Raw genomic sequence first — 25,331 nt, forward strand, 5'->3', positions numbered from 1 at the left:
CTCGTGGATAAACAGCCAAAACTTCTGGATTGAAGGATCTTATTTCTGGATTGCATAGACTTAATACCCAGGCAGGTATGTGTGGTAAACAGTTTCGAGGACCGAAACTGTACCTTTTTAGCTTGAAAAGACCTCATTCTGACTCACCGCTCGTTCAGCGAAACCAGCATACTAAAAAAGTAGACCACTTACCTTCAAAAGCAACAGAATTTTGTGAAAAACGGGCTCAAAAACAACATCTCACCTATTGGAGAAGGATGAAGACACTTTGATCAGCTTAATTTCGTTTTCTTCCTAATTTCGCGGATCATTTAATCCTCGTCCTGCAGAGCTAAAATGTGGTATTATCACTTAATATGTAAACAAGACAAATACCCCAATTGCGATAAAAAGCGCGGAAAAGGTGAATGCTAAAGAAAGATGAGGAGTGTGCACGATGAGCTTTCATGGACAGCAAGTCTTACCGGCAGCCAGGAAGATGAAGGATTTTGAAAAACTGCTGAAAAGCAAATATACATACATTGTTTGTTTGGATACACATATTAGTCAGCTGAAGTTTATGATTGCTATGGCGAACGAAAGAAACAAGAAGGTGCTTGTTCACCTTGATTTGATCAACGGATTAAAAGCGAATGAATATGCGGTAGACTTTTTAGCTCAGGAAATGAAGCCGGCAGGAATCATCTCAACACGCTCAAACTGCATCATCCGCGCCAAAAAGAAGAACATGATCGCCGTGCAGCGCTTATTTTTATTGGACTCGCTAGCGCTTGAAACGAGTTATAAAGTCATCGAACGTGCACAGCCAGACTATTTAGAGGTTTTGCCGGGCATCATGCCGGAAATAATACAAGAAGTGAGTAAACAGGCGGGTATACCAGTAATTGCTGGAGGATTGATTCGCACAAAATTAAATGTGAAAGAAGCCCTTGATGCAGGTGCAGAGGCGGTAACAACTTCAAACCCGGAATTGTGGATATAATGTTCTTGTGAAATAACGTTTGACAACGTTTACATCCTTGCTATAATAGAGACAAGTTAATAAACGTGACGGAGAACATGGAGATCCACAAGGGTTACTTATAGCACAACTATAGGTATCTTTTGCTGGGTCTTTTTTTGTTCGAAACCCGCACATTAACAGCGCTTGTCAAAGCATAAAGGAGGAATATCGATGTCAACTTTCATGGCAGAACTTATAGGTACCATGATTTTAATCATTTTTGGCGGTGGCGTTGTTGCAAACGTTTCCTTAAACAAATCGAAAGCTCAAGGGGGCGGATGGATCGTTGTCGCACTTGCTTGGGGACTAGCCGTTGCAATGGCAGTTTACGCTGTAGGAAGCTTTAGTGGTGCGCACCTTAACCCGGCGGTAACACTCGGACTCGCATCTATCGGTGAATTTGCTTGGGCCGATGTGCCAGCGTATATTATTGCTCAGGTACTTGGCGGAATGCTTGGCGGGATGGTAGTTTACTTTCACTTCCTGCCGCATTGGAAAGCGACGGATGACCCAGCTGTTAAGCTAGGCGTTTTCTCTACAGACCCTGCAATTCCGCACACGTTTTCGAATCTTTTATCAGAATTTATTGGAACCGCGGTTTTACTAGTAGGATTATTGTCAATCGGAGCGAATAAATTTTCAGATGGATTAAATCCTTTGATCGTTGGATTTCTTATCGTGGCGATCGGATTATCACTTGGTGGACCGACAGGGTACGCAATCAATCCTGCGCGTGATCTTGGTCCCAGAATTGCGCACTTTATCTTGCCGATTCCAGGCAAAGGCGGATCCAACTGGACGTATTCTTGGATCCCGATCGTAGGACCAGTTCTTGGCGGAGTGTTCGGTTCATTATTTTATCAGGCGGTCTTTACTGGAAAAGTGACAACGCTTTTCTGGATCTGGACAGTAGTTTCACTAGCCGTATTCGTCATTACATTCTTCTTAGGAAACAAAGGCACACAGGCATTGCCACATGGAGATGAAATAGAAAACTAAATTTTTGGGAGGGTTTACTTCATGGAAAAAAAATATATCATTGCACTCGATCAAGGAACAACAAGCTCAAGGGCGATTCTTTTTAACAAAGCAGGAGAGGTCGTGGAAATCTCTCAAAAAGAATTCAAGCAGCATTTCCCGAAGCCAGGCTGGGTGGAACATGATGCTCAAGAGATCTGGGGAACGATCTTAGCTGTTGTGGCAGAAGTTCTTTCGAAAACAGATACAGATCCTGGAGAAATCGCATCGATCGGAATCACGAATCAGCGTGAGACAACGGTTGTTTGGGATAAAAACACAGGAAAACCGGTTCACAACGCAATCGTTTGGCAATCCCGTCAAACAGCAGAGATCTGTGATGAGTTGAAAAATCAAGGACTGAACGACAAGTTTCGTGATAAAACAGGACTCTTAATCGACGCTTATTTCTCTGGAACAAAAGTTAAATGGATTCTTGATAACGTAGAGGGAGCTAGAGAAAAAGCAGAAAACGGTGACCTTTTATTCGGAACGATCGACACGTGGCTCGTTTGGAAGCTCACAGGTGGTAAGGCTCACGTTACCGACTATTCCAACGCTTCACGAACGCTCATGTACAATATTTATGATCTGAAATGGGATGACGAGCTTCTTGAAATATTAGGTGTTCCGAAATCTATGCTTCCAGAAGTGAAATCTTCATCCGAAGTATATGGCGAAACGATTGATTATCACTTTTTCGGTAAAAACATTCCGATCGCAGGTATCGCCGGTGATCAGCAGGCGGCGCTTTTCGGACAAGCTTGCTTTGAAAAAGGAATGGCGAAAAATACGTATGGAACGGGCTGCTTTATGCTTATGAACACGGGTGAAAAAGCGGTTAAGTCAGAGCATGGACTTTTAACGACAATCGCATGGGGAATTGATGGAAAAGTAGAATATGCCCTAGAAGGAAGTATTTTTGTAGCGGGTTCAGCGATTCAATGGCTGCGCGACGGTCTTCGCATGTTAAAGAACGCTGCGGACAGTGAAGAGTATGCAGAACGCGTTGCTTCTACAGATGGCGTATATGTTGTCCCTGCTTTCGTTGGACTAGGCACACCATACTGGGATTCAGAAGCACGCGGTGCGATCTTCGGCATTACGCGCGGTACCGAAAAAGAACATTTTATCCGTGCTACACTTGAGTCACTGGCTTATCAAACAAGAGACGTGTTAACAGCAATGGAAGCAGACTCAGGAATCGAACTGAAGAAACTCCGTGTAGATGGTGGAGCAGTTAAGAACAATTTCTTGATGCAGTTCCAGAGCGATATTTTAAACGTTCCGGTTGAGCGTCCAGAAATCAATGAAACAACAGCGCTCGGTGCGGCTTATCTTGCAGGACTTGCTGTTGGTTTCTGGGGTGATCGCCAAGAAATCGCAGATAAGTGGAAAGTGGACAAAGACTTTGACGTAAACATGAAAGAGGAAGAGCGTACAGAGCTTTATGAAGGCTGGAAAAAAGCGGTTGAAGCAACAATTGCGTATAAACCGAAAGCATAACCCTTTAAAAACTTGCAAAACTGCGCTATACTAAAAACAAGTTGATATTGAACCGGTTGGAGATCAGGAGAGACCACAAAACCTCGTACAGAAGATGCGGGGTTCTTGTGGTCTTTTTTTGCGTGCTAAATACACGGTAATGTAGAAAAACGTGTGTTGCGTCCGCTGATTCGGGGAAAACTACCCGTATCATCTACGTGTCCATCGGTTCTGTACAGAAGGAGTGAGAGAAAATGACAGCATCATTTTCAACATATAAAAGAGAAGAAATTATCGGTGATATGAAAAAAGAGAAGCTCGATCTGCTCGTAATCGGTGGCGGAGTAACGGGAGCGGGTATTCTTTTAGACGCGCAAACACGCGGAATGAAAGTAGGTCTTGTAGAGATGCAAGACTTTGCTGCCGGAACGTCCAGCCGATCCACAAAACTCGTACACGGCGGACTTCGTTACTTAAAACAGTTCGAAGTAAAGCTCGTTGCTGAAGTAGGTAAAGAGCGTGCGATCGTGTACGAAAACGCTCCACACGTAACAACGCCAGAATGGATGCTTCTTCCTTTTTATAAAGGTGGCACATTCGGTAAATTCTCAACGTCTATCGGACTAAAAGTATACGATTTCTTAGCAGGTGTAAAACGTAAGGAACGCAGAAAGATGTTTTCAGCTGAGGAGACTCTGCGCCGTGAACCTCTTTTGAAAAAGAAAGACCTGCTTGGCGGCGGATATTATGTAGAATACAAAACAGATGACGCTCGTCTCACGCTTGAAATCATGAAGGAAGCCGTTGAACGCGGTGCATCAGCTGTAAACTACGCGAAGGTTACAAGCTTTATCTATGACGGAAAAAGAGCGGTCGGAGTAAAAGTTGAAGACCAGCTGACAGGTGAAGTTCATGAGATCTATGCGAAGAAGATTGTGAACGCAACAGGCCCTTGGGTAGACGAACTCCGCGAAGAAGACCGTTCTAAAACAGGCAAAGAAATTCATCATACGAAGGGGATCCACCTCGTCATTGATGGATCAAAGTTCCCGCTGAAGCAAGCGGTGTATTACGACACGGAAGATGGCCGTATGGTATTCGCAATTCCGCGTGCAGGAAAAACGTATGTAGGAACGACGGATACGGATTATAAGGGAGACCTTGCAAACCCTGGGATGACAGAGGAAGACCTAGAGTATGTACTGAACACCATCACTTTCATGTTCCCAGATGTGAAAATCACACGCGATGATGTAGAATCATCTTGGTCAGGATTGCGTCCGTTGATTCATGAACCGAAAAAAGGACCTTCTGAAATTTCTCGTAAAGATGAAGTGTTCCACTCGCCATCAGGCTTGTTGACGATCGCAGGCGGTAAGCTTACAGGTTACCGCAAGATGGCTGAAAAAGTAGTGGACATTGTCCGCGACCAGCTTGGAGAAGAAGAAGGCGCGAAATTCCCAGGATGCCGTACACAGCACATGGAGCTATCTGGTGGTAAGATGGGTGGCAGCAAAAACTTTGCAGATTTCCTGAGTAAGAAAGTGCAAGAAGGTTTAGCGTTAGGTTTAGATGAGAGTAAAGCCCGTGAGCTCGTTCAGCGCTACGGAACAAATATTGATATCGTTTTTGGATTTATGGAAGAACGCGGTGAAGAGGCGAAGAACTACAATTTGCCAAAGAGTCTATATGCTTCATTACTTTACGCGTTAGAGTATGAGATGACTTCCACACCATCCGACTTCTTGATCCGCCGTACGTCCGCTTTATATTTTGACATCGATACCGTCTATAAGTGGAAAGACAGCGTGATCAACTGCATGGCAGATAAATTGGGCTGGGATGCAGAACAAAAACGTGATCATGCAGAACAATTTGAAGAACAGTTGAGGTTGTCGGTAGAGGCGATCTAAGTAGGATAGAGGGCATTCCGCTGGTTTATGAAGCGGGATGTCTTTTTTTGTTGGATGGGGGGTATTTACCTATGATGAGATTGTCGGAATTTGTAAACTCGCCGATATTTTGCAAAAACTCGCCGGATTAATGCTGAATCTCGCGGGAATAAGTAAAAAACTCGCCGGATTAATGTGCATTTTTCCTGAATTATCTTTTAGAATACCCCTTTAGGTATATATGACGAACAGTTTCGTTCACCGAAACTGCACCTATTTCACCTAAAACAAAAGGATGCTCCCACGCAAAACGGGAAACATCCTCAATTATTGATAAAAGTTGATCGAAATAAGTAATCTGAAGGGTATTTTTGCAACATATAATGCAAAAATAGGTCAATTTCATATGGAATTTCATCAAAATAATCATCATCAGATCTTCTTAACGTTTCCACTAACTCAAAAAAGTGTTTTTTATCATATTCATCTGCTGATTTTTTAAAATAACCCCAAACATGCTCGAGTGTGTTACATAAAGCACGCCGTTCGAAGGACTTCTCCTTTAAATTGGCAATCATAACTGTTATTTCTGTGTAATCCGCGTCAGATTGAGCATCTCTCATCAAACGCTGAACCTCTTTGTAAAAGTTGTAGCCCTTTGCCATCACCGTGTACTTTTCACTCGCCCACAGCAATTCGGTCTCTTTTTTCAAGATGGTTCACATCCTTTGCATACCGGCAATTTTATTAAAGATAAATGTACAAAGCAAGTGCAATAATGGAGATGAGTATGACAACTGCATAAATGGCAGTTAACCGAATCAGGTTTTGTTTTGTTGAGCTGCCGTATTTTTCGTCCTGCGTTCTAGAGATCATAATTGTACCGACTAACCCAGCGATTGAGATCACAACAATCAAGAAATAAGCAATCCACCATATATCCATTTCAAATCTCCCCTTTACCCTATCATACTGCTAACTTTGTATACTGCACATGCAAAAAATTTACAGGAATATGAACATTTCTATAGAAAAATAAGAAGTAGACATTTGTATAGTGATGATTCCATATGTGAAGAAGCACATCGACACAAAATATGGAATTTGCTATAATTAAAGCGGTTACAGAATTTAAAAAATTCTGAAGATTAGGGGGTAGTCAGAATGGATTTTTATCATCTGTATCAAAACAATTACCTCATTGTGGCTGTATTTTTATTTTTAGGGATCCTGTTGCCAGTGGTTGCATTGACTGCAGGCCGTTTGCTGCGTCCTTATAAACCATCAGCAGAGAAATACACCACGTACGAAAGCGGAATCGACCCTTTTCATCAAAGCTGGGTTCAATACAATGTCCGCTATTATTTGTTTGCGCTTATGTTTGTTATTTTTGATGTTGAAACCGTATTTCTATATCCATGGGCCGTTGCCTATGAAGAGCTCGGTGTGTTTGCCTTGATCGAGATGGGAATTTTCGTTGTTCTTTTAACGTTAGGTCTTGTATACGCTTGGAAAAAGAAGGTGCTTAAATGGACATAAAATGGGAGCTTACGGCTGAAGAACGTGCCGAACTAGATCGCAACGTATTCATGGTAACACTCGAACAAGTAAAAGCCTGGGCGAGAAGCAATTCGCTGTGGCCGTTGACCTTTGGACTCGCTTGCTGTGCCATTGAAATGATGGGTACAGGATCGTCGCATTATGACTTAGACCGATTTGGAAGCATCTTTCGGACGTCACCGCGTCAATCGGATGTCATGATCGTTTCTGGAACAGTAACGAAAAAGATGGCTCCTGTACTAAAAAGATTGTATGAGCAGATGCCGGAACCAAAATGGGTTATTGCGATGGGGTCGTGCGCAACAGCTGGCGGACCATACATCAAATCCTATGCGGTTGTAAAAGGCGTCGATCAAATCGTGCCTGTGGATGTGTACATACCAGGATGTCCACCTAACCCTGCTGCACTCATTTATGGCATCAACAAGCTTCAGGAAAAAATCCGATTTGAAGCGAAGACCGGCAAGAAGGTGATGAGCGAATGACAGATAAGCAAAATGAATCCAATGAAGGATTATCGATAGAAGAACAAAAAAAGAAAGCCGCCGCTGAAGCGAAGGCAAAAGCACTTGAACTCGCAAAACAGCGTCAAGCTGAAAAAGCAAAAGCTCCGGAATCGGCAGAACAACCTTCAGCAGAACCAGAATTAACAAAAGAAGAGCTGAAAAAGAAAGCCGCTGCTGAAGCGAAGGCAAAAGCGCTCGAGCTCGCAAAACAGCGTCAGGCTGAAAAAGCGAGAACAGCTTCGGAATCGACAGAACAACCGTCAGCCGAACCAGAGTTAACAAAAGAAGAGCTGAAAATGAAAGCTGCGGCTGAAGCGAAAGCAAAAGCATTTGAGCTCGCGAAGCAGCGACAAGCTGAAAAGGCGAAAGTAGATGCGGAATCGGCAGAACAGCCAGCAGCCGAACCAGAATTAACAAAAGAAGAGCTGAAAAAGAAAGCTGCAGCTGAAGCGAAGGCAAAAGCGCTTGAGCTCGCAAAACAGCGTCAGGCTGAAAAAGCGAAAGCAGAGGATTCGACGCCAGCCACGAATGATTCAACAGATGACCTTGCTAAACAAAAAGCACTCGCAGCCGCCAAAGCTAAGGCCGCTGCAGCAGCTAAGGCGAAAGCAGCCGCTGCCGCAAAAGCAAAACTAGCAAGAGAAGCGGGTGGCGACACATCAACAGAACCCGCAACAGATGATGAAAAAGCAAAAGCCGCAGCAAAAGCAAAGGCCGACGCAGCCGCAAAGGCAAAAGCAGCAGCCGCAGCGAAAGCAAAAGCTTTACGAGAAGCAGGGGGAGAAGCACCGGCCGAAACACCTGCAGGCGACGACGAAAAAGCAAAAGCAATTGCAGCCGCGAAAGCGAAGGCCGCTGCAGCAGCAAAAGCGCGTGCCGCCGCAAATGCAAAAGGAGCTGCAGCTGAACCTGCTGCAGAAGAAAAACCATCACCAAACCAACCTATCCTCGATACCTACATAAAAGTCATCAAAGAACATCTAGGAGAAGATGTGCTAGAGAATTCCTATATTAATAGGCTGTCTAAAGACGTGCCTACCTTAGTTGCAAAACCCGATACCTATTACAAAATCGCTGAGTTTTTAAAGCATAACGATCAGCTTCGTTTTGACTATCTGTCAGAAATGCACGGCACAGATTTCGAAACGCACTTTGAAGTATATAACCACTTATATTCGTACGTAAATCGCCAGTCGGTCGCACTTAAAGTGAAAATTGACAGAACAAGTGCTACTACCCACTCTATTACCCCGTTATGGGAAGGTGCAAACTGGCCAGAGCGTGAAACGTATGACCTGTTGGGCATTCATTTTGAAGGTCATCCGAACTTAACGCGCATCATGCTTCCAGATGACTGGGTCGGTCATCCGCTCAGAAAAGATTACGAACCGCATGACGTGGAGGTGTAGACATTGATCAGAACAGAAGAGATGCTCCTCAACGTTGGACCTCAGCATCCGAGCACACACGGCGTGTTCCGGATCGTGCTGAAAATTGACGGAGAAACCATTATTGAAGCAACACCGGTTATCGGCTACCTGCACAGGGGTACAGAGAAGCTTGCAGAAAACCTTCAATACACGCAAATCATTCCGTACACCGACCGAATGGATTACCTTGCGGCTATGACGAACAACTATGTGATCTGTCACGCGGTTGAAACGATGATGAGCCTTGAGATTCCCGAACGAGCGGAGTATTTGCGTGTAATCGTGATGGAGCTTGGCCGAATCGCGAGCCATCTCGTATGGTTCGGTACATATCTGCTGGATATCGGGGCGATGAGTCCTTTTCTATATGCGTTTCGTGAACGTGAAGCCATCATCAACATGCTGAACGAGATTTGCGGCGCACGCCTAACGTTTAACTACATGCGTGTAGGCGGTGTGAAGTGGGATGCACCAGATGGCTGGATCGAGAAGGTCCGAGATTTTGTTCCGTACATGAGAGAAGAGCTTGCAGGCTATCACGATCTTGTGACAGGCAACGAAATTTTCTTAAACCGTGTAAAAGGAATCGGCTTTTACACAAAAGAAGAAGCGCTGAACTTTAGTTTGAGCGGCGCTAACTTAAGGTGCACGGGTACGAATTGGGATCTAAGAAAAGATGAGCCGTATTCGATTTATGACCGTTTTGATTTTGATGTTCCGGTCTTTCATACGGGAGATGCATGGGCGCGTTATCAGTGTCGCATGCAGGAAATTGAAGAATCACTCAAGATTTTAGAACAAGCGGTGCAACAGTTTCCTGAAGAAGGTCCAGTGATGGCAAAAGTGCCAAGGATCATCAAGCCGCCAAAAGGTGAAGCGTTCGTTCGAATCGAGTCTCCACGCGGAGAGATAGGCTGTTACATCGCGTCAGAAGGAAAAAAGGAACCTTACCGCTTGAAGTTTCGCAGACCATCCTTTTATAACCTTCAGATTCTGCCAAAACTTTTAGTCGGTGAAAACATCTCCAACTTGATTACCATCTTAGGCGGGATTGATATCGTTCTCGGGGAGGTTGATGGCTGATGGAGGATCTTTTATACGCACAGCCTGGCTGGATGCATGTAGCCATTTTCTTTGCGCTCGGTGCCGCACTGCTGATGACAGTACTAGGCTTCGTAACATACGCGATCTTAGCGGAGCGAAAAGTGCTCGGGTTCATGCAGATGCGCACGGGACCGAACCGGGTTGGAGGACGATTTGGTCTTCTTCAGACCGTTGCTGACGTTTTTAAACTTTTAATAAAAGAAGATACCATTCCAAAGCTTGCTGACCGTCCGCTTTTTATATTGGCGCCTGTTATCGCGTTCGCACCAGCGTTCATGGTGCTCGCGACGATTCCGTTCTCGGAAAACATGCAGTTCGCAGACCTTGGTGTAGGTCTTCTATATTATGTAGCCATCTCAGGAATTTCAACAATCGGCATCTTGATGGGCGGCTGGGCTTCTAACAATAAATATTCATTACTCGGCGGCATGCGTGCTGCAGCGCAGATGATTTCATACGAGATTCCGCTCGTCATCTCGGTAGTCGGGGTTATCCTTTTTGCGGGAAGCCTGAACCTAAACGATATCGTGAGAGGACAAGAAAACATCGCCTACATCTTTTTAACACCGATAGGGTTTTTCGTCTTTTTGATCTCCTCGATCGCTGAGTTGAACCGTACGCCGTTCGACTTGCCAGAAGCAGAGTCAGAGCTCGTTGCCGGTTATCACGTAGAATACTCCGGTTTCCGCTGGGCGTTCTTCATGCTCACAGAGTATGTGTACCTATTTGCGATGGCGTCCCTTACAACCGTCCTGTTCCTAGGAGGCTGGAACCCGATTCCGTTTTTAGGATTCATCCCTGGAGCATTGTGGTTTGGCGTTAAATTTAGCATCGTCGTGTTTTTCATGATCTGGATTCGCGGAACACTCCCAAGACTCCGGGCCGATCAGCTCATGGGCTTCGCATGGAAAGTCCTGCTGCCGCTAGCGCTATTGAATATCTTTGTCAGTGCCGCAGTGAAAGAACTGTTTTTATAAAAGGGTCCTAGACTTGCCATGTTTTTTAAGGGTGAGGTTGCTAAATTTACTTACACCGCTTTTTGTGAATTTCCTTCTTTGACAAGTTGATTGGAGTGCAAGGTGCGAGACTCCTGCGGGACTGGCGGTCAGGTGAGACACTTAAGAGTGAAACGTCCGAATGTGGCTCACCGCCTGCCCCGCGGAAAGCGAGCAACCTGGAGCGGAGATCAACACTTTCATAAACGACAGAGCGCAATCTCACAAAAAGTGTTTTTGCCTAACAAACAAAGCTCAATTAATAGAAAGACCAACGCATAAGGAGCGTGATCTCAGGATGAAAGGTCTTGTGAAAGGTTTAAGCTATACGGTCAAAAACCTGACAAAGCAAAACGTCACGACAAGCTATCCGGACGTACCAATCCAGATGCCTGACCGTTTCCGCGGCATCCAAAAGTTTTATCCCGAAAAGTGTATCGTGTGCAACCAATGCGCGCAGATCTGCCCGACCGACTGCATCCAGTTAACGGGGAAGCCGCATCCGGATCCTGCGAAAAAAGGGAAGATCATCGATACGTACGACATCAATTTTGAAATCTGTATTTTGTGCGATCTGTGTACAGAAGTTTGTCCGACTGAAGCAATCGTGATGACCAATCAGTTCGAGCTTGCTGAATACAGCCGGGATGAGCTTTTCAAAAATCTCGAGTGGCTCGATGAAAACGATGAGAATGTCAGAAAGGAGAACAAAGCATGACCGGTGAAATGATCGCTTTTTTCTTTCTCGCACTAACAGCCATTGCCGGCGGCGTTCTTCTCATTAACCTGACAAATGTCGTACACATGGTTGTTGCTCTTATCTTTACGTTTATTGCGATTGCGGGTATTTACGTTACACTATCGGCTGAGTTCGTTGCCGTCGTGCAAGTGCTCATTTATTCAGGCGCTATTACGATCATCATGCTCTTTGGAATCATGCTAACCCGTCACCAGGAAAAGGAAAAGCAGCTGCCTCGTTTAAAGGTTATCTTAACAGGGCTTGCGATTGGGCTTTTCTTCCTGATCATGTACGGCAAAATCAAAGACCTTGATTTTGGCCAGCAGAACGCAGAGCTTCATATCGATAACACGAAAAAAATCGGGATCGAACTGTATTCCCATTATGTCATTCCGTTTGAGCTAACATCCGTGCTGCTGCTCGTTGCACTGATTGGTTCGATCATCCTAGCCAAACGGGATGACGATGAAAAGGAGGCAAAAAAATGAGCTCTGTCCCTTTAGCAGCTTACTTGATGCTTGCCTTGATTCTTTTTTGCATTGGATTGTTCGGTGCACTAACGAAGCGAAATGCGGTTATTGTACTCATTTCAATCGAATTGATGCTGAATGCGGTAAATATAAACTTGGTTGCTTTTGCAAAATATTCGATTAACCCTGGGCTGACTGGTCAAATTTTCTCGCTGTTCACCATAACGGTGGCCGCAGCAGAAGCGGCAGTTGGACTTGCGATTCTCATTGCACTATACCGCAACAGACAGACGGTAAATGTGGATGAGATGGATACGATGAAGCGATAAGGAAGGAGATGGACGATCATGTTGCAGAGTAGTTGGCTTATACCGTTGTTCCCGCTTTTATCCTTCATTTTATTGCTCATTTTTAGAAAATCAAAAAGTGAGAGCACCGCTTGGATCGGGGTGCTGTTAACTGGAATTTCACTTGTGATGTCTGTCGGGGTTTGGCTCGCGGTATGGCAAGGTGACGGAATTAAAGTAGAAGGCACTTGGTTTCAAATGGGTGAACGGGCTATCACAATGGGATATGAAGTAAATCCGCTTAATGCGCTCATGCTTGTCATCGTTTCACTCGTCAGTTTTTTAGTACACCTTTATTCAAAAGGGTACATGCACGGAGACGAACGATTCCCGGTATTCTTCGCCTATTTAGGATTGTTTTCATTCGCGATGCTTGGACTGGTTCTATCTCCTAATCTATTACAGCTTTACATGTTTTGGGAGCTGGTAGGATTAGGTTCATTTCTATTAATCGGTTTCTATTATTTTAAGCCGGAAGCAAAGGCCGCTGCGAAAAAAGCCTTCGTTATGACCCGTATTGGGGACGTTGGTCTGTTTATCGGAATGGTTTTGCTATTTTGGCAGGTTGGCAGTTTTGAATATGACGAGATTTTCGCTTCCGTAAAAAATGGCGATATCTCATCAGGCATGCTGACACTCACTGCTTTATGTATCTTTATTGGAGCAATCGGTAAATCAGGTCAGCTGCCACTTCACACATGGCTTCCTGACGCGATGGAAGGTCCGACACCGGTTTCAGCGCTCATTCATGCGGCAACGATGGTAGCAGCAGGGGTTTATCTTGTCGCTGCGATGTATCCACTCTTTCAAGCATCAGAAACAGCGTTAACAGTTGTTGCTGTTGTAGGCGGAGTAACTGCCATTTTTGCGGCTTCAATCGGTCTCATGCAAAAAGACATCAAACGCGTTTTAGCGTATTCTACCGTCAGTCAGTTAGGGTACATGATGCTCGCGCTAGGTGCATCAGGTTATGTGGCTGGAATTTTCCACTTAACAACACATGCGTTCTTTAAAGCATTGCTGTTTTTAGCTGCTGGAAGTGTGATTCATGCTGTACATACACAAAACATCGAAGAGATGGGCGGGCTTTGGAAAAAGCTTCGCGTGACAGGACCGCTCTTTTTAATCGGTGCTCTCGCCATTTCAGGTGTTCCATTGTTATCCGGATTCTTTTCAAAAGACGAAATATTGGCAAGTACGTATGCAGATGGCAAGTACGGACTGTTTTGGCTCGCTGTTATCGCTGCGTTCATGACGGCATTTTACATGTTCCGCTTGTTTTTCCTCGTGTTTACAGGGAAACCGCGCGGCGATCAGAGTGGTGTTCATGAATCACCAAGTGTGATGACACTGCCGATGATTGTTCTAGGGATCTTGGCAGTCGTTGCGGGTTATTTGAACACAACATGGTTTGGCACGTTTTTATCTGATTATTTGGCTAATGGTCCTGTTGAACTGCCGCATGCTGATCATCACGGGCCAGGGTGGATTCCGATTGTCGCGACAATGGCATCACTTTTAGGAATTGCGCTCGCTTATCTGATCTATCAAAAAGGAACGTTATCCCGAGACTGGATGACGCGTTCATTGCCAGGGCTCAGCAGCGTGATCTACAACAAGTGGTATGTTGATGAAGGGTATGACGCCACATTTGTAAAAGGAACGAAGGGCTTGAGCAAGCTTGGCGTTTTATTTGATAAATATGTAGTCGACGGACTTGTTGCCGCTGTTGTGAACGGTGTACAAGGATTAAGTAAGATCGGTTCAAGGCTGCAAAATGGGCAGGTTCAGTCATATGGAACGTTCGCAATCTTTGGCATCGTCATCCTATTACTGATCGTCGCATTAACAGGGGGGTACTTCTCATGAACACATATCTTCTTTCCATCTTGATTTTTTCCCCTTTGTTAGGCGTGCTCGTCCTTCTGTTTACACCTTCTCATGATGAGAAGTCTATCAAATGGATCGGAATCTTAGGAACGCTATTCCCGCTCGGTACCGCACTCGTTACGTTATCAGCTTTTAATATGTCAGGCGAGGGCCTTCAGCTTGCGGAGAAATTTCAATGGGTTTCTTATGAAGTCTTTCAATCAAAAGGGGATGTAAGCTATCCGATCTTTTATGAAGTTGGTGTGAACGGCCTATCGATGGTGCTCATTCTTTTAACGTCAGTTGTGAGTGTGCTCGCCGCCATCGCGTCGTTCTCTATAAAAAAAGACTGGAAAAGTTACTTCATTTTGTTCTTTTTGCTTGAGATGGGAATGCTCGGCGTTTTTGCCGCACAAAATTTATTCTTATTCTTCATTTTCTTTGAGATCACGCTCATTCCGATGTTTTTCTTAATCGGGCGATGGGGTTATCTTGAGAAAGAAAAAGCGGCTTACAGCTTTTTGATCTATAACGGAGTCGGTTCAGCCATTCTCCTTATTGCGTTTGTAGCCATGTTCATGAAGACCGGAACAATGAACTTTGAGCAGCTTGCTTACACGTTCTCGCTTCCGCAATCAGAACTGAACCAGCTGAATATAACGAAGAATTTTAAGATGGGGATGCTGATCGCTCTGCTCGTTGCGTTTGCTGTTAAGCTACCGGTCGCACCGCTTCATTCATGGATGGTTCGCGTCCACGTTCAAGCGCCGCCTCCGATCGTTATGATTCACTCAGGCATTCTATTAAAAATCGGTGCGTACGGTTTGATCGTGTTTGGAGCAGGACTTTTTCCTGATCAGTTCAAGTCGCTCGCGTTTGTTATCGGATTGTTCGGTGTGATCAACCTGCTTTACGGAGCGTTTTTAGCACTAACACAAACGGACGTGAAACGAGTGTTGGCTTATTCATCCGTCTCTCATATGGGAATCGTGCTCATCGGGCTTGCGGCAGTGAACGAAGCAGGGATGACGGGAGCTGTATTCCAAGTGGTCTCTCACGGATTGATCTCCGCGCTGCTGTTTTTCTTAGTAGGTGTTCTTTATGAACGAGCAGGCTCTTCTGAATTGAAAGATTTCGGAGGAGTGGCGAAAAAGATGCCGATCTTCGCAGGTGTCATGCTCGCTGGAGGTCTCGCTTCATTAGGTCTGCCGGGAATGTCAGGCTTTATAAGCGAATTTATGGCGTTTTTAGGATTGTTTGAGAAAATGCCTGTGTTAGCCGCTATTGGAACGCTAGGGCTGATTTTAACCGCTGTTTACGTGCTGCGGGCGGTCTTGGCCATCACGTTTGGCGCTGAAAAAGAACTCTCAAACGCTCATGATCTATCTTCAACAGAGCGGATTCCAGCGTTTATCTTGCTGGCGGCGATTTTGTTTATCGGAATCTATCCTGCTTGGTTAAGTGATATGCTCCGTCCAACATTAGATGTCATTCTGCTAGGGTTAGGGGGCTAAGTCATGGATTTAGATACGTTATTTTCTTTTGAATGGAGCGTCATGGCTCCTGAATTTATTATTCTTGGCGTAGCCACATTGTTATCCATTATTGATCTTTTTATGAAAAGGGAGTCCAGCCGAAAACCTCTGGCTTGGCTTGCAGGAGCAGGAGTTGTGGCTGCTCTCGTCGCCATTTTTATGCAGCTCGATCAAGACGTTACGTCGATTCTTTATGATACGTATAGATTGGACTCGTTTTCAAAAGCCTTTAAGATTCTTCTTTTGTTAGGAACGCTATTGGTACTTGTCTTAGCGTCCAATTATAAAAAAGAAGATATCGAAGAAAACAGAGGTGAGTTCTACTACTTACTGCTTGCAGCACTATTAGGAGCCATGATGATGGCTTCAAGTGCAGACCTCATCACACTGTTCGTAGGCTTGGAGCTTCTTTCTCTATCCTCTTATATTATGGCTGGTCTGGAGAGGCGAAACAAACGCAGCAACGAATCAGCGTTTAAGTATGTCGTTTCAGGCGGAATCGCTACGGCAATCACTTTATTTGGAATGAGTTATATTTTCGGTCTGACAGGGGAAACGAATCTGTTCAAGATTGCTGAAAACATGGGGAACGTTGAACTATTAAAGCACAGTTTTTTGATCGTCTTTGCATTCATTATCACGTTTGCAGGTCTAACGTTTAAAATCGCAGCTGCTCCACTTCACATGTGGGCACCGGATGTTTACGAAGGTGCACCTGTTCCTGTAACGGCATTCTTAAGTGTCGTATCGAAAACAGCAGGCTTTGTGATCTTACTTCGTGTGATCATCATCACCTTTATTGCGGCACCTGGGATCGATAGTGAACCGCTTTTATTGCAAGTTCAGCCGTACGTTATGCTGTTAGCTGCTGCTACCATGATCATCGGGAATGTTACCGCGCTTCGACAAAGAAACATTAAGCGGATGTTTGCGTATTCGTCTATCGCTCAAGCGGGTTACATTTTAGTACCGTTCGTTTCAAATTCGTCATTGTTGTTTGAGCTGATCTGGTTCTATTTGCTGGCTTACTTGTTTATGAATATCGGGGCATTTACGGTGATTCAATTGTTAACGAGTCAGGAAGGTTCGAACGATATCAGCGTTTTCCGCGGATTGTTCAAGCGTTCTCCATGGCTTGCCGTTCCGATGACCTTTTTCGTATTGTCACTTGCCGGGATCCCCGTGACTGCAGGTTTTATAGGGAAATTCGGAATTTTTATGGGAGCGCTCGGATTGGAACCCGCCCATTATTGGCTTGCGGCTGTAATGATGGCGACGACGCTCGTTTCTTATGTGTATTACTTTAATATCATTGCGATCATGTTTTTCCGTGATGGAGAAGGAGCGAAGGTTTCGGTTCCTGGAGGTATGGCAGCCGTGTTGGCGTTTTGTGCCGCATCCATTCTGATTTTGGGAGTCATGCCAGATCTCGCACTTGATTTCTTCTACGGAAACTTTGACGTGAACGAATTCTTTATGCAGATTGAAACAGAAGTTCATACGCATGATCATTGATTTAGCTGATTTTGATAGCCAGCTCATTGAGGTTTCTTTTGAAGAAACCTTGATGGGCTTTTTTGATGAAAACTAGCTAACGTGGAATTATTAAAAAACCGTGGATATATCATAATTAACGTGGAATTATTGAAAATAATGTGGATATATCAAAAATAACGTGGATATAAATTCCGCTTTCTTTATCAGATACATTCTTTGTCCGCTCCAGTTGGATAGTGATTAGAGTTCCCTTCTGAAATGGACATCACCATCGCAATCCCATCCCCTAATATAAATCCCTATCAAATTCCTATCAAAAATGAGTCAAAACTACCGTAACTTCTTATCATTTTATTCGTCTAAATATAATAAAACGACTGCCTAAATTTTTTTACGGATCACAGTCGTTACAACTTTTTGAACTTCTTGAAAGAAAGGGCTTTCAAAACAAGTAACTAGGGAGAAAGTAGCTATCTAAAATGACACAAAAGAATTATGCTTAAGATGTCGAAATATGTAATAAGGAGGTCAGACGTTTTTATGATTCCAATCGGACAACAAGCTTTATTACATATCATCGTACATCTATTGTTTCTCGTTATTGCTTGGTGGGCATTGCAGGCGATCCACTTTGATAAATGGATCAAAAAAGGAAAGGTCATGCAGGCTAGAGTGCTATACATACTGCTAGTGATTAGTCTTGCAAGTATAGCGAGCGATTTTTTTCTGAAATATCTACAGTATTCCACTAATCTCAGCCAGTTATTTGGGTAATGAGCAACCGTTAACCAAAAACGGAATTGTCGGAATATGACTACAACTTCCACGGATATCCTCTGTCTCTTTGGCAACAATGAGAAATAGAGAGGATGTGCTGGGGAATGAAAAAATGGACAATGACGATTACTGCGATTTTGCTTACAATTATGATTACTTCTGGATATGCAAAAACAGACGAAAAAACAAATGAAGTTACACATATAATAGACGTTTTAAAAGACAAGGGCGTAAAACCTGACAAATGGACGATGTATTTTCGTGGTCAAATAGGTTTTACATCTAAAGGACTAGGGTATTTAAAACAAGCAGAAGAGCTTAAACGTAATTATCCTGAATTTGACTGGGCGGTAACAGAAGATGAGGCCGGACATTATAAAATGAACGGGACTCTTGAGCGTAATGATATCGGGGTTTCAGAGAAAATGACCATCATTACATACCCCCAAAAAGATCAATCCGCATCGTATTTTATTTATGCGGTTGAAGGACTTGTAAATACAAATCAAAACTGGAAAGAAATCCAGAACCTGATTGATCGCCGTGTTGAACAATCAGTAGGAGGAAATCCCAAAATTTTCTCTTGTGTTACCGGTACATACGGTGATAGAATGGTGGTTGATTTGTATTCGCAAGCAAATGAATTGGTACGCGCCTTTTCTGGTGTTTCTGTAGAGGAACTAAAAGAAGAGACGTTTGTGTCGCTTTCTGCATATACTGAGCTGTGGGAACAAGCGATTTATACCGGTCATCAACATAAAATGAATCTTCAGGTTGCACTGCGAACTGAAGGATTGGGCAGTAAAACTACTGTCACAATTGGCACACCAATAATTACGTCTGAATATTAATATACAAATTGGACGCGGAGGGGAATATCGTTGGAAAAAATCATTGTCCGTGGTGGTAGGCGGTTAGAGGGCTCTGTACGAGTTGAAGGAGCTAAGAATGCCGTACTTCCTGTCATCGCAGCATCCATTTTAGCTAGTCAAGGCAAGAGCACAATAAAAGATGTGCCAGCCCTTGCTGATGTGTTTACGATTAACGAAGTATTACGTTATTTAAATATTGATGTAGCATTTGATAACGGAGAAATTTCTGTTGATGCTACAAGCGAACTGAAAACAGAAGCACCATTTGAGTATGTCCGCAAAATGAGAGCATCATTCCTAGTTATGGGACCGTTGCTTGCTCGTGTTGGACTTTCTCGTATCGCACTTCCTGGAGGCTGCGCAATCGGATCACGTCCGATCGATCAGCACTTAAAAGGATTTGAAGCGATGGGAGCTACGGTTAAAATCGGGAACGGTTTTATCGAAGCAAAAATCGATGGCCGCTTGCAAGGTGCAAAGATTTATTTAGACTTCCCAAGTGTAGGTGCTACTGAGAACATCATGATGGCCGCAACACTTGCTGAAGGTACAACAATCATCGAAAACGCTGCAAAAGAACCAGAAATCGTATGTCTAGCTAACTACTTGAATGCGATGGGTGCAACAGTTATCGGTGCAGGTACTGGTACAATCCGTATCGTCGGTGCTGAAGAGCTTGCAGGTGCTGAGCATACTGTAGTTCCAGACCGTATCGAAGCAGGTACGTACATGGTAGCAGCTGCTATCACGGAAGGCGACGTATTGATTGAGAATGCAATCGCAGAGCACCTTCGTCCTTTAATCGCAAAAATGGAAGAGATGGGTGTACAAATTCAAGAAGAAGGAAACGGACTTCGTGTTCGCGGACCTCGTGAATTAAAGCCTGTTGATATTAAAACAATGCCACATCCAGGATTCCCGACTGATCTTCAGTCGCAAATGATGGCGCTATTGCTTCGTGCGAACGGAACAAGCGTAATCACGGAAACTGTATTCGAAAACCGTTTCATGCACGTGGAAGAATTCCGCCGTATGAATGGAGATATCAAAATTGAAGGCCGTTCTTCTGTAATCAACGGACCTGTAAATCTGCAAGGTGCTGAGGTTGCTTCAACTGACCTTCGCGCAGGTGCAGCTTTGGTACTTGCTGGGCTTGTCGCAGACGGTTACACACGTGTAACTGAACTCAAGCACATCGACCGTGGATACGTTGATTTTACTGGAAAACTAGCCGCATTAGGTGCTGACATCGAGCGTGTGAACGAAGATGTGAAAACAACACCTGCAAAAGAAGAGCAATCATTAAAAAGTAATTTAGCTTAATTTATACAGAGAAAGCTGACTCTAAGGTGCTATATGTACCTTTGTAGTCAGCTTTTTTGTTTGTTAGTAGTTGATTTTCGCTCCAGGATGCTCGCTTTTCGCGGGGCAGGAATCTCGCACCTTCCGCTACAACCTACTGTTCAAAGAAGACGAAATAAAAGATTAAAAAGCAATAATCTTTCAGAAAAAAGCCTTTAGAAAAAGCTTTTTTTGATCAAGTGAACCCTTTTTTTAAGTTTTATCACATTATTTAATGCGATTGATGATTAAAAATGTACTCAGATACCCGGTCTGCGCGAGAAACAGTGAAACGTGCGCGTAACTGATGCTTTTCTGCGCGCAATCAGGACTGAACTGCGCGCGAAAGAGGCTCAACTGCGCGCAAATAAGCCTGCGTTGCGCGTAACCAAAATTTGACCCACTGAGTTGCTTAAGTTCACGATAAATGCATCATATCTTTACCATGAACACCCTGCATAAAGTTTTAAACCAAAATTGTTTACGCCGCATGTTGTTCGGGAAATCTATACCTATAACTAAACATATCTATTTTCCTCGGAAAGGATGTCGAACTCATGCTTTGGACCATTATTGGTATATTAATCGTACTCTGGTTATTAGGCGTAATCTTTAAAGTAGCAGGCGGTATTATTCATATCTTACTCGTCATCGCTTTGATCGTCTTCGTGTTAAATTTTATTAAAGGCAGGAAAATGAAATAGCTGTAGAAAAAGCTGGCAGAGGTTGCCGGCTTTTTTTATTGTCTATTTTTTGGTGAAAACAACATTTAATCAAAATTATAGTAACAAACACCCAATTTATTGAAAAACAGCTTTCAACTAGTACCTTATAATCAAAATTTTTAAAATAGTTTGAAAATAAAATAAAAGGTGCTAATATAAATCCACTGGCTTTAAAATTCATGAAGCAAAGGGGATTGAAAGGGTATGAAAAAGCAGTTATCAGTATGGGGTTTAGCACTAGGTCTTGCGGTGAGTCCATTAGCGGCAGGACAAGCTAATGCTGACGCACCAGTTAATGTTCTATCAACAAAGCAGTTCAATAGCTTAACGGGTACACCATCTTTTGTATCAGGTAAATTAACGGAGGCATCATCAAAATCTGCAAAAGAAGTGGTTATGTCTTATCTTCAAAAAGAGTCAAAGACATTTAAATTAGGAAGTCAAAAAGCGGAAGAGGCGTTCACAGTTAAGTCTGTGACAAAAGACGAGCTTGGCAGACAGCTAGTACGCCTTCAGCAAACATATAAAGGAGTACCTGTTTGGGGATCCACACAAGTGGCTCACGTTAACGATCAAGGAGAACTTGTTGTATTCTCGGGAACAGTGATTCCGAATCTGCAGAACAAGCCAGGATTAGGTTTTGGTAAAAAGATTTCTGCATCTAAAGCGGTAGCAGCAGCCGTTAAAGACTTAGGTTTCACACCTGAATATGAAGCAGATCCAACGTCAAATCTTGTTGTTTATACAGAAGGAGATCAAGCGACATATGCTTACTTAGTAAACCTTAACTTCTTATCTCCTGAGCCAGGAAACTACAACTATTTTGTAGATGCTGTAACAGGTAAGATTTTAAACTCTTACAATGATTTAGACGAAGCGCATGGCGGTACGAAAGCACCTCCAACAGGCGGCGGTTCATTGGTTGGAACAAACGCTGTTGGTTCTGGAACAGGTGTATTAGGTGACTCAAAAACGCTAAATACGTTACTATCAAACGGAACGTACTACTTACAAGATAATACAAGAGGTGGAGGCGTATTTACATACGATGCGCAAAATCGCCAGCAGCTTCCAGGAAAGCTTTGGGCAGATGCGGACAACCAGTTTAACGCAACATACGATCGTGCAGCTGTAGATGCTCACTATTATGCAGGAGCAACGTACGATTATTATAAAGAAGTTTTCAACCGTAACTCTTACGACAATAAAGGAGCTGCGTTAAAATCAACAGTACATTACGGCCGTAACTACAATAACGCGTTCTGGAACGGTCAGCAGATGGTTTACGGTGATGGTGACGGAACAACATTCGTCTCCTTATCCGGTGGTCTGGATGTTGTAGCGCATGAATTGACACACGCTGTAACAGACTTTTCTTCTGATCTGATCTATCAAAACGAATCTGGTGCGTTGAACGAAGCCATGTCCGATATTTTCGGTACGTTAGTTGAGCACCATGAAAATAACAACCCGGATTATGAGATCGGTGAAGACATCTACACGCCAGGAACGCCAAATGATGCACTGCGTTCGATGAGTGATCCTACAAAGTATAATGACCCTGACCACTATTCCGTTCGCTACACAGGAACAGGTGACAATGGTGGCGTACACATCAACAGCGGTATCATCAACAAAGCGGCTTACTTGCTGGCAGTTGGCGGAACGCATTACGGCGTGACAGTTCCGGCGATCGGCAACCAAAAAGTAGGAGCAATCTATTACAGAGCGAATACGGTTTACTTAACAGCTTCTTCTAACTTCAGCCAAGCAAGAGCAGCGCTTGTTCAATCGGCGTCTGACCTTTATGGCGCAACATCTGCTGAAGTAGCAGCGGTTAAAAAATCGTACGACGCAATTGGCGTAAACTAAATCATAATGAAGAAACCCTGATCTTTGCTTGTGGAGATCAGGGTTTTTTAGCGTTACCAAATAATTATAGAAATATTGGGGATTTTAACCTATATATGCAAATTCAAGAATCACAAAAGAGTCACTAAAGGAAGATGAAGTATGGAACTTAAACATGTGTTATTTCAAGCAGAGGATTTAAGCATAATTGAACAAATCTTTAGAACTTCCTTGCTGTATTTTTTGTTATTTGCGTCTGATAAAGCAATGGGTTTTAAGCAGAATGCTATTACGACCCCTTATAATTTCATCATGGCAGCTGGAATCAGTCATATCTCGGCTACCCGTATCGTGGTTCCTGATTCGCGGCCGATCGATGCTTTTGCCATCATCATTGTTTATACGATATTTATGCTATTTCTCACCTATTTCGGGTACCTTAAGTTCCCTTCCGTTGTTTCTCAAACTCCAAATATTATCGTGAAAAACGGTAAAATCATAAAGAAAAATTTAAAGAAAACAAGACTGACACTTGATAATGTGTTTTCTATATTAAGAGTGAAAGATGCTTTTAACCTTGAAAAAGTGAAGTTTTTAGTAGCAGAAACAACGGGAGATTTTAGTGTCGCGATCGACAATCAAGACCTGCCTGTAACAAAATCTTCTATGGGCATACCAACAACTCCGAATGAGCTGTCTCAGCTTCTAATCTATGAAGGTAAAGTGGATCAGCGCGTGCTGAGGAAAAACAATCTAGACAGCGAGTGGATAGACCAGCAGCTGCAGATGCTTAATATTCCAGCGATAAAAGATGTTTTTGTAGGAATTCTTACACCTGGTGGAACACTATACATAAACAAACAGGGGGATTAAGATGCCTCAAGTTTTTGGTGAATTAAAAGACATAACATTGATAGGGTACGTCATTCGAACGATTCTTGTAGGGGTTATCGTTTTTTTTGTTGGAAGGTTTGTGACGAAAAGGTCCTTCAGTCAGATGACGACCTTTGACTTTGCGCTGATCTGGATATTAGGGGCACTTACTGTTTCTCCTTTATTGGATGGAGAGGTGACTTTTACACGCACGATCACCCCCATTCTAACGCTATTCTTTTGGCATACTCTTTTGAGTATGATCTCCTTAAAGAGCAGGTCTTTTGCCCATTTTTTTAACGGAAAGCCTCTCCTGCTTATAGATGACGGGAGAATCGTAAGGAAGCATCTGAGAAAGCACTTTATAAATATTGATCTCTTACTGGCAGAGCTTAGAATCAGAAAAGTATTTAACATTTCAGAAGTAAGGTATTGCATGTTGGAGCCGAACGGTCAGCTAAGTATCATGAAATACAGTGCTCACGATCCTGTTACAGCATCAGATGTTAAAGTGGCAGCTGACCAAGTTGAAATTCCTTTAGTAGTAATAAATGATGGGAAACTATTCGAAGAGAACCTAAAGAAAGCAAAAGTGGATCTGCCGTGGCTGAAAGAAAACTTGGTGACTTATCAAGTTGAGGATATAGACTCCGTGTACTTGGCGACTGTTGATCAGCATAAGAAGCTGTATGTATCGAAAAAATAAGAAGTTTCCAGAATAAAAACGGCCAGAGTGAATGAAATCTGGTCGTTTTTTTGTGTGATCATTAAATGTAAGATTCCTGTTTTTAAAGACTATTCACCGCCAACCTCCCGAGCGGTCCGTTCTCATCGATAATATTCTGCAGATCAAACACTGAAATCACAAACATCGGAAAGCCGTACGCATAGGCGGTTAGATCATACAGTTGAAAATAGATAACGAGCGCTTTATCAGCAATGTAATAATCTTGGTTCGGACCGATTGACTTGAACGGTTCCAGCGTGATGATCTGCTGCGATTTAATCTGAGCTTTTATGATGCGATTCAACACTTCTACATAGTCGCTGCCAGGTTTAAATAGATCCTTTAATTGATAGGTTCTTCCTGTTGATAGGTCCCACGTCTGTGACTTAATGTACGTCATGCCATGAGCCGCCATTGGGGTGTATGCATAATTCAAAAATCCGATGCTGAGAATGTTCTTTTCGTTTGTTTTCACAGCGAATTCTCCGTACATGCCCGGACGCGCTTCAGGGTTTTGCATTTGCTGAAGCTGCTGATTGATCTGAATGATCTGCTGATTGACTTGTTGCTGAATGCGCGGATTGATGCGACCTTCAACCTGCGGATAATAAATCTTCATGCTGCCAGGTGCATACGTAAGCGTTCGAACCAAAACAGGAGGCTGAAAACTGTCCATGCTGTTCACCCTTTCGTGCTGGTCATCTCTTTATTTTATG

General features: G+C 43.5%; 26 protein-coding genes. 23 read left to right on the forward strand and 3 right to left on the reverse strand.

From position 1 onward, the window contains the following. Positions 1-436: 436 nt before the first annotated feature. From P8610_RS11825 to P8610_RS11840, 4 genes are all read left to right on the forward strand, one after another. Positions 437-982 (forward strand): glycerol-3-phosphate responsive antiterminator, encoded by a 546-nt coding sequence (locus P8610_RS11825; protein WP_394604541.1) that lies wholly within the window; start codon positions 437-439, stop codon positions 980-982. A 192-nt stretch (positions 983-1,174) separates the two neighbouring features. Continuing rightward, on the forward strand, positions 1,175-2,002 hold the full coding sequence (locus tag P8610_RS11830) for an MIP/aquaporin family protein (protein ID WP_394604542.1): 828 nt from the start codon (positions 1,175-1,177) through the stop codon (positions 2,000-2,002). Positions 2,003-2,023: 21 nt separating this feature from the next. Then, on the forward strand, positions 2,024-3,526 hold the full coding sequence (gene glpK, locus P8610_RS11835) for a glycerol kinase GlpK (protein WP_394604543.1): 1,503 nt from the start codon (positions 2,024-2,026) through the stop codon (positions 3,524-3,526). A 233-nt stretch (positions 3,527-3,759) separates the two neighbouring features. After that, positions 3,760-5,418, forward strand: coding sequence for a glycerol-3-phosphate dehydrogenase/oxidase (locus P8610_RS11840; RefSeq protein WP_394604544.1), 1,659 nt, complete (start codon positions 3,760-3,762; stop codon positions 5,416-5,418). Positions 5,419-5,720: 302 nt separating this feature from the next. Here the strand turns inward: P8610_RS11840 and P8610_RS11845 are convergent, their stop codons facing one another. Continuing rightward, on the reverse strand, positions 5,721-6,110 hold the full coding sequence (locus P8610_RS11845; protein ID WP_394604545.1) for a DUF1722 domain-containing protein: 390 nt from the start codon (positions 6,108-6,110) through the stop codon (positions 5,721-5,723). 34 nt (positions 6,111-6,144) lie between these two features. Beyond that, positions 6,145-6,342, reverse strand: coding sequence for a hypothetical protein (locus P8610_RS11850; RefSeq protein WP_394604546.1), 198 nt, complete (start codon positions 6,340-6,342; stop codon positions 6,145-6,147). Positions 6,343-6,561: 219 nt separating this feature from the next. Between P8610_RS11850 and P8610_RS11855 the strand changes: the two genes are divergently transcribed. The 19 genes from P8610_RS11855 to P8610_RS11945 all read left to right on the forward strand — a co-directional run bounded on the left by P8610_RS11855 (position 6,562) and on the right by P8610_RS11945 (position 24,594). Beyond that, a complete protein-coding gene (locus tag P8610_RS11855) occupies positions 6,562-6,936 on the forward strand; it encodes an NADH-quinone oxidoreductase subunit A (RefSeq protein WP_289494072.1) in 375 nt (124 codons plus the stop codon). After that, the gene (locus tag P8610_RS11860; RefSeq protein ID WP_066244801.1) at positions 6,927-7,442 is read left to right on the forward strand and encodes a NuoB/complex I 20 kDa subunit family protein; all 516 of its coding nucleotides are present in this window, start codon (positions 6,927-6,929) and stop codon (positions 7,440-7,442) included. The genes P8610_RS11855 and P8610_RS11860 overlap by 10 nt, the downstream gene beginning before the upstream one ends. After that, entirely contained in the window at positions 7,439-8,872 is a 1,434-nt protein-coding gene (locus P8610_RS11865) for an NADH-quinone oxidoreductase subunit C (RefSeq protein ID WP_394604547.1), read from the forward strand. The genes P8610_RS11860 and P8610_RS11865 overlap by 4 nt, the downstream gene beginning before the upstream one ends. Positions 8,873-8,875: 3 nt before the next feature. Then, entirely contained in the window at positions 8,876-9,976 is a 1,101-nt protein-coding gene (locus P8610_RS11870; protein WP_394604548.1) for an NADH-quinone oxidoreductase subunit D, read from the forward strand. Then, on the forward strand, positions 9,973-10,974 hold the full coding sequence (nuoH, locus tag P8610_RS11875; protein ID WP_289497564.1) for an NADH-quinone oxidoreductase subunit NuoH: 1,002 nt from the start codon (positions 9,973-9,975) through the stop codon (positions 10,972-10,974). Before P8610_RS11870 ends, nuoH begins: the two co-directional genes overlap by 4 nt. Before the next feature lie 102 nt (positions 10,975-11,076). Continuing rightward, positions 11,077-11,274 carry a hypothetical protein gene (locus P8610_RS11880; protein WP_394604549.1) on the forward strand — a complete coding sequence of 66 codons (198 nt, stop codon included), beginning with the start codon at positions 11,077-11,079 and terminating at the stop codon, positions 11,272-11,274. Between the two features lie 16 nt (positions 11,275-11,290). Continuing rightward, positions 11,291-11,710 carry an NADH-quinone oxidoreductase subunit NuoI gene (gene nuoI / locus P8610_RS11885; protein WP_066244809.1) on the forward strand — a complete coding sequence of 140 codons (420 nt, stop codon included), beginning with the start codon at positions 11,291-11,293 and terminating at the stop codon, positions 11,708-11,710. Continuing rightward, on the forward strand, positions 11,707-12,219 hold the full coding sequence (locus P8610_RS11890; RefSeq protein ID WP_394604550.1) for an NADH-quinone oxidoreductase subunit J: 513 nt from the start codon (positions 11,707-11,709) through the stop codon (positions 12,217-12,219). Before nuoI ends, P8610_RS11890 begins: the two co-directional genes overlap by 4 nt. Then, complete coding sequence (gene nuoK / locus P8610_RS11895) at positions 12,216-12,530, forward strand: NADH-quinone oxidoreductase subunit NuoK (protein WP_144696957.1); 315 nt, start codon at positions 12,216-12,218, stop codon at positions 12,528-12,530. The genes P8610_RS11890 and nuoK overlap by 4 nt, the downstream gene beginning before the upstream one ends. 18 nt (positions 12,531-12,548) lie before the next feature. After that, on the forward strand, positions 12,549-14,417 hold the full coding sequence (gene nuoL / locus P8610_RS11900) for an NADH-quinone oxidoreductase subunit L (RefSeq protein ID WP_394604551.1): 1,869 nt from the start codon (positions 12,549-12,551) through the stop codon (positions 14,415-14,417). Further along, positions 14,414-15,931 (forward strand): complex I subunit 4 family protein, encoded by a 1,518-nt coding sequence (locus P8610_RS11905; RefSeq protein WP_394604552.1) that lies wholly within the window; start codon positions 14,414-14,416, stop codon positions 15,929-15,931. Before nuoL ends, P8610_RS11905 begins: the two co-directional genes overlap by 4 nt. A gap of 3 nt (positions 15,932-15,934) precedes the next feature. Beyond that, entirely contained in the window at positions 15,935-17,467 is a 1,533-nt protein-coding gene (gene nuoN, locus P8610_RS11910; protein ID WP_394604553.1) for an NADH-quinone oxidoreductase subunit NuoN, read from the forward strand. A gap of 522 nt (positions 17,468-17,989) precedes the next feature. Then, entirely contained in the window at positions 17,990-18,223 is a 234-nt protein-coding gene (locus tag P8610_RS11915) for a DUF1146 family protein (RefSeq protein WP_066244820.1), read from the forward strand. 107 nt (positions 18,224-18,330) lie between these two features. Beyond that, entirely contained in the window at positions 18,331-19,077 is a 747-nt protein-coding gene (locus tag P8610_RS11920; protein ID WP_394604554.1) for a YwmB family TATA-box binding protein, read from the forward strand. Between the two features lie 30 nt (positions 19,078-19,107). Beyond that, a complete protein-coding gene (gene murA, locus P8610_RS11925; RefSeq protein WP_289494080.1) occupies positions 19,108-20,421 on the forward strand; it encodes a UDP-N-acetylglucosamine 1-carboxyvinyltransferase in 1,314 nt (437 codons plus the stop codon). Between the two features lie 575 nt (positions 20,422-20,996). Then, a complete protein-coding gene (locus tag P8610_RS11930; RefSeq protein ID WP_394604555.1) occupies positions 20,997-21,143 on the forward strand; it encodes a lmo0937 family membrane protein in 147 nt (48 codons plus the stop codon). Between the two features lie 225 nt (positions 21,144-21,368). Next, complete coding sequence (locus P8610_RS11935; RefSeq protein ID WP_394604556.1) at positions 21,369-23,036, forward strand: M4 family metallopeptidase; 1,668 nt, start codon at positions 21,369-21,371, stop codon at positions 23,034-23,036. Between the two features lie 141 nt (positions 23,037-23,177). Further along, the gene (locus P8610_RS11940; RefSeq protein ID WP_394604557.1) at positions 23,178-23,888 is read left to right on the forward strand and encodes a YetF domain-containing protein; all 711 of its coding nucleotides are present in this window, start codon (positions 23,178-23,180) and stop codon (positions 23,886-23,888) included. 1 nt (position 23,889) lies between these two features. Beyond that, positions 23,890-24,594 (forward strand): YetF domain-containing protein, encoded by a 705-nt coding sequence (locus P8610_RS11945; RefSeq protein ID WP_394604558.1) that lies wholly within the window; start codon positions 23,890-23,892, stop codon positions 24,592-24,594. A gap of 82 nt (positions 24,595-24,676) precedes the next feature. On the opposite strand, the gene P8610_RS11950 is transcribed toward P8610_RS11945, so the two are convergent. Continuing rightward, positions 24,677-25,291: a DUF3298 and DUF4163 domain-containing protein gene (locus tag P8610_RS11950; RefSeq protein ID WP_394604559.1), complete on the reverse strand. Its 615-nt coding sequence runs from the start codon at positions 25,289-25,291 to the stop codon at positions 24,677-24,679. Between the last annotated feature and the right edge of the window lie 40 nt (positions 25,292-25,331).

Origin of the sequence: Fictibacillus sp. UD (assembly GCF_043558025.1) — a bacterium.
In the GTDB taxonomy this organism is placed as follows: Bacteria; Bacillota; Bacilli; order Bacillales; family Fictibacillaceae; genus Fictibacillus.

Excerpts from the sequence above, each read along its gene's own strand:
- P8610_RS11825 (WP_394604541.1), top strand. The coding sequence starts at position 437 with ATGAGCTTTCATGGACAGCAAGTCTTACCGGCAGCCAGGAAGATGAAG.
- P8610_RS11830 (WP_394604542.1), top strand. The coding sequence starts at position 1,175 with ATGTCAACTTTCATGGCAGAACTTATAGGTACCATGATTTTAATCATT.
- glpK (WP_394604543.1), top strand. The coding sequence starts at position 2,024 with ATGGAAAAAAAATATATCATTGCACTCGATCAAGGAACAACAAGCTCA.
- P8610_RS11840 (WP_394604544.1), top strand. The coding sequence starts at position 3,760 with ATGACAGCATCATTTTCAACATATAAAAGAGAAGAAATTATCGGTGAT.
- P8610_RS11850 (WP_394604546.1), bottom strand. The coding sequence starts at position 6,342 with ATGGATATATGGTGGATTGCTTATTTCTTGATTGTTGTGATCTCAATC.
- P8610_RS11855 (WP_289494072.1), top strand. The coding sequence starts at position 6,562 with ATGGATTTTTATCATCTGTATCAAAACAATTACCTCATTGTGGCTGTA.
- P8610_RS11860 (WP_066244801.1), top strand. The coding sequence starts at position 6,927 with ATGGACATAAAATGGGAGCTTACGGCTGAAGAACGTGCCGAACTAGAT.
- P8610_RS11865 (WP_394604547.1), top strand. The coding sequence starts at position 7,439 with ATGACAGATAAGCAAAATGAATCCAATGAAGGATTATCGATAGAAGAA.
- nuoI (WP_066244809.1), top strand. The coding sequence starts at position 11,291 with ATGAAAGGTCTTGTGAAAGGTTTAAGCTATACGGTCAAAAACCTGACA.
- P8610_RS11890 (WP_394604550.1), top strand. The coding sequence starts at position 11,707 with ATGACCGGTGAAATGATCGCTTTTTTCTTTCTCGCACTAACAGCCATT.
- nuoK (WP_144696957.1), top strand. The coding sequence starts at position 12,216 with ATGAGCTCTGTCCCTTTAGCAGCTTACTTGATGCTTGCCTTGATTCTT.
- nuoL (WP_394604551.1), top strand. The coding sequence starts at position 12,549 with ATGTTGCAGAGTAGTTGGCTTATACCGTTGTTCCCGCTTTTATCCTTC.
- P8610_RS11905 (WP_394604552.1), top strand. The coding sequence starts at position 14,414 with ATGAACACATATCTTCTTTCCATCTTGATTTTTTCCCCTTTGTTAGGC.
- nuoN (WP_394604553.1), top strand. The coding sequence starts at position 15,935 with ATGGATTTAGATACGTTATTTTCTTTTGAATGGAGCGTCATGGCTCCT.
- P8610_RS11915 (WP_066244820.1), top strand. The coding sequence starts at position 17,990 with ATGATTCCAATCGGACAACAAGCTTTATTACATATCATCGTACATCTA.
- P8610_RS11920 (WP_394604554.1), top strand. The coding sequence starts at position 18,331 with ATGAAAAAATGGACAATGACGATTACTGCGATTTTGCTTACAATTATG.
- P8610_RS11930 (WP_394604555.1), top strand. The coding sequence starts at position 20,997 with ATGCTTTGGACCATTATTGGTATATTAATCGTACTCTGGTTATTAGGC.
- P8610_RS11935 (WP_394604556.1), top strand. The coding sequence starts at position 21,369 with ATGAAAAAGCAGTTATCAGTATGGGGTTTAGCACTAGGTCTTGCGGTG.
- P8610_RS11940 (WP_394604557.1), top strand. The coding sequence starts at position 23,178 with ATGGAACTTAAACATGTGTTATTTCAAGCAGAGGATTTAAGCATAATT.
- P8610_RS11945 (WP_394604558.1), top strand. The coding sequence starts at position 23,890 with ATGCCTCAAGTTTTTGGTGAATTAAAAGACATAACATTGATAGGGTAC.
- P8610_RS11950 (WP_394604559.1), bottom strand. The coding sequence starts at position 25,291 with ATGGACAGTTTTCAGCCTCCTGTTTTGGTTCGAACGCTTACGTATGCA.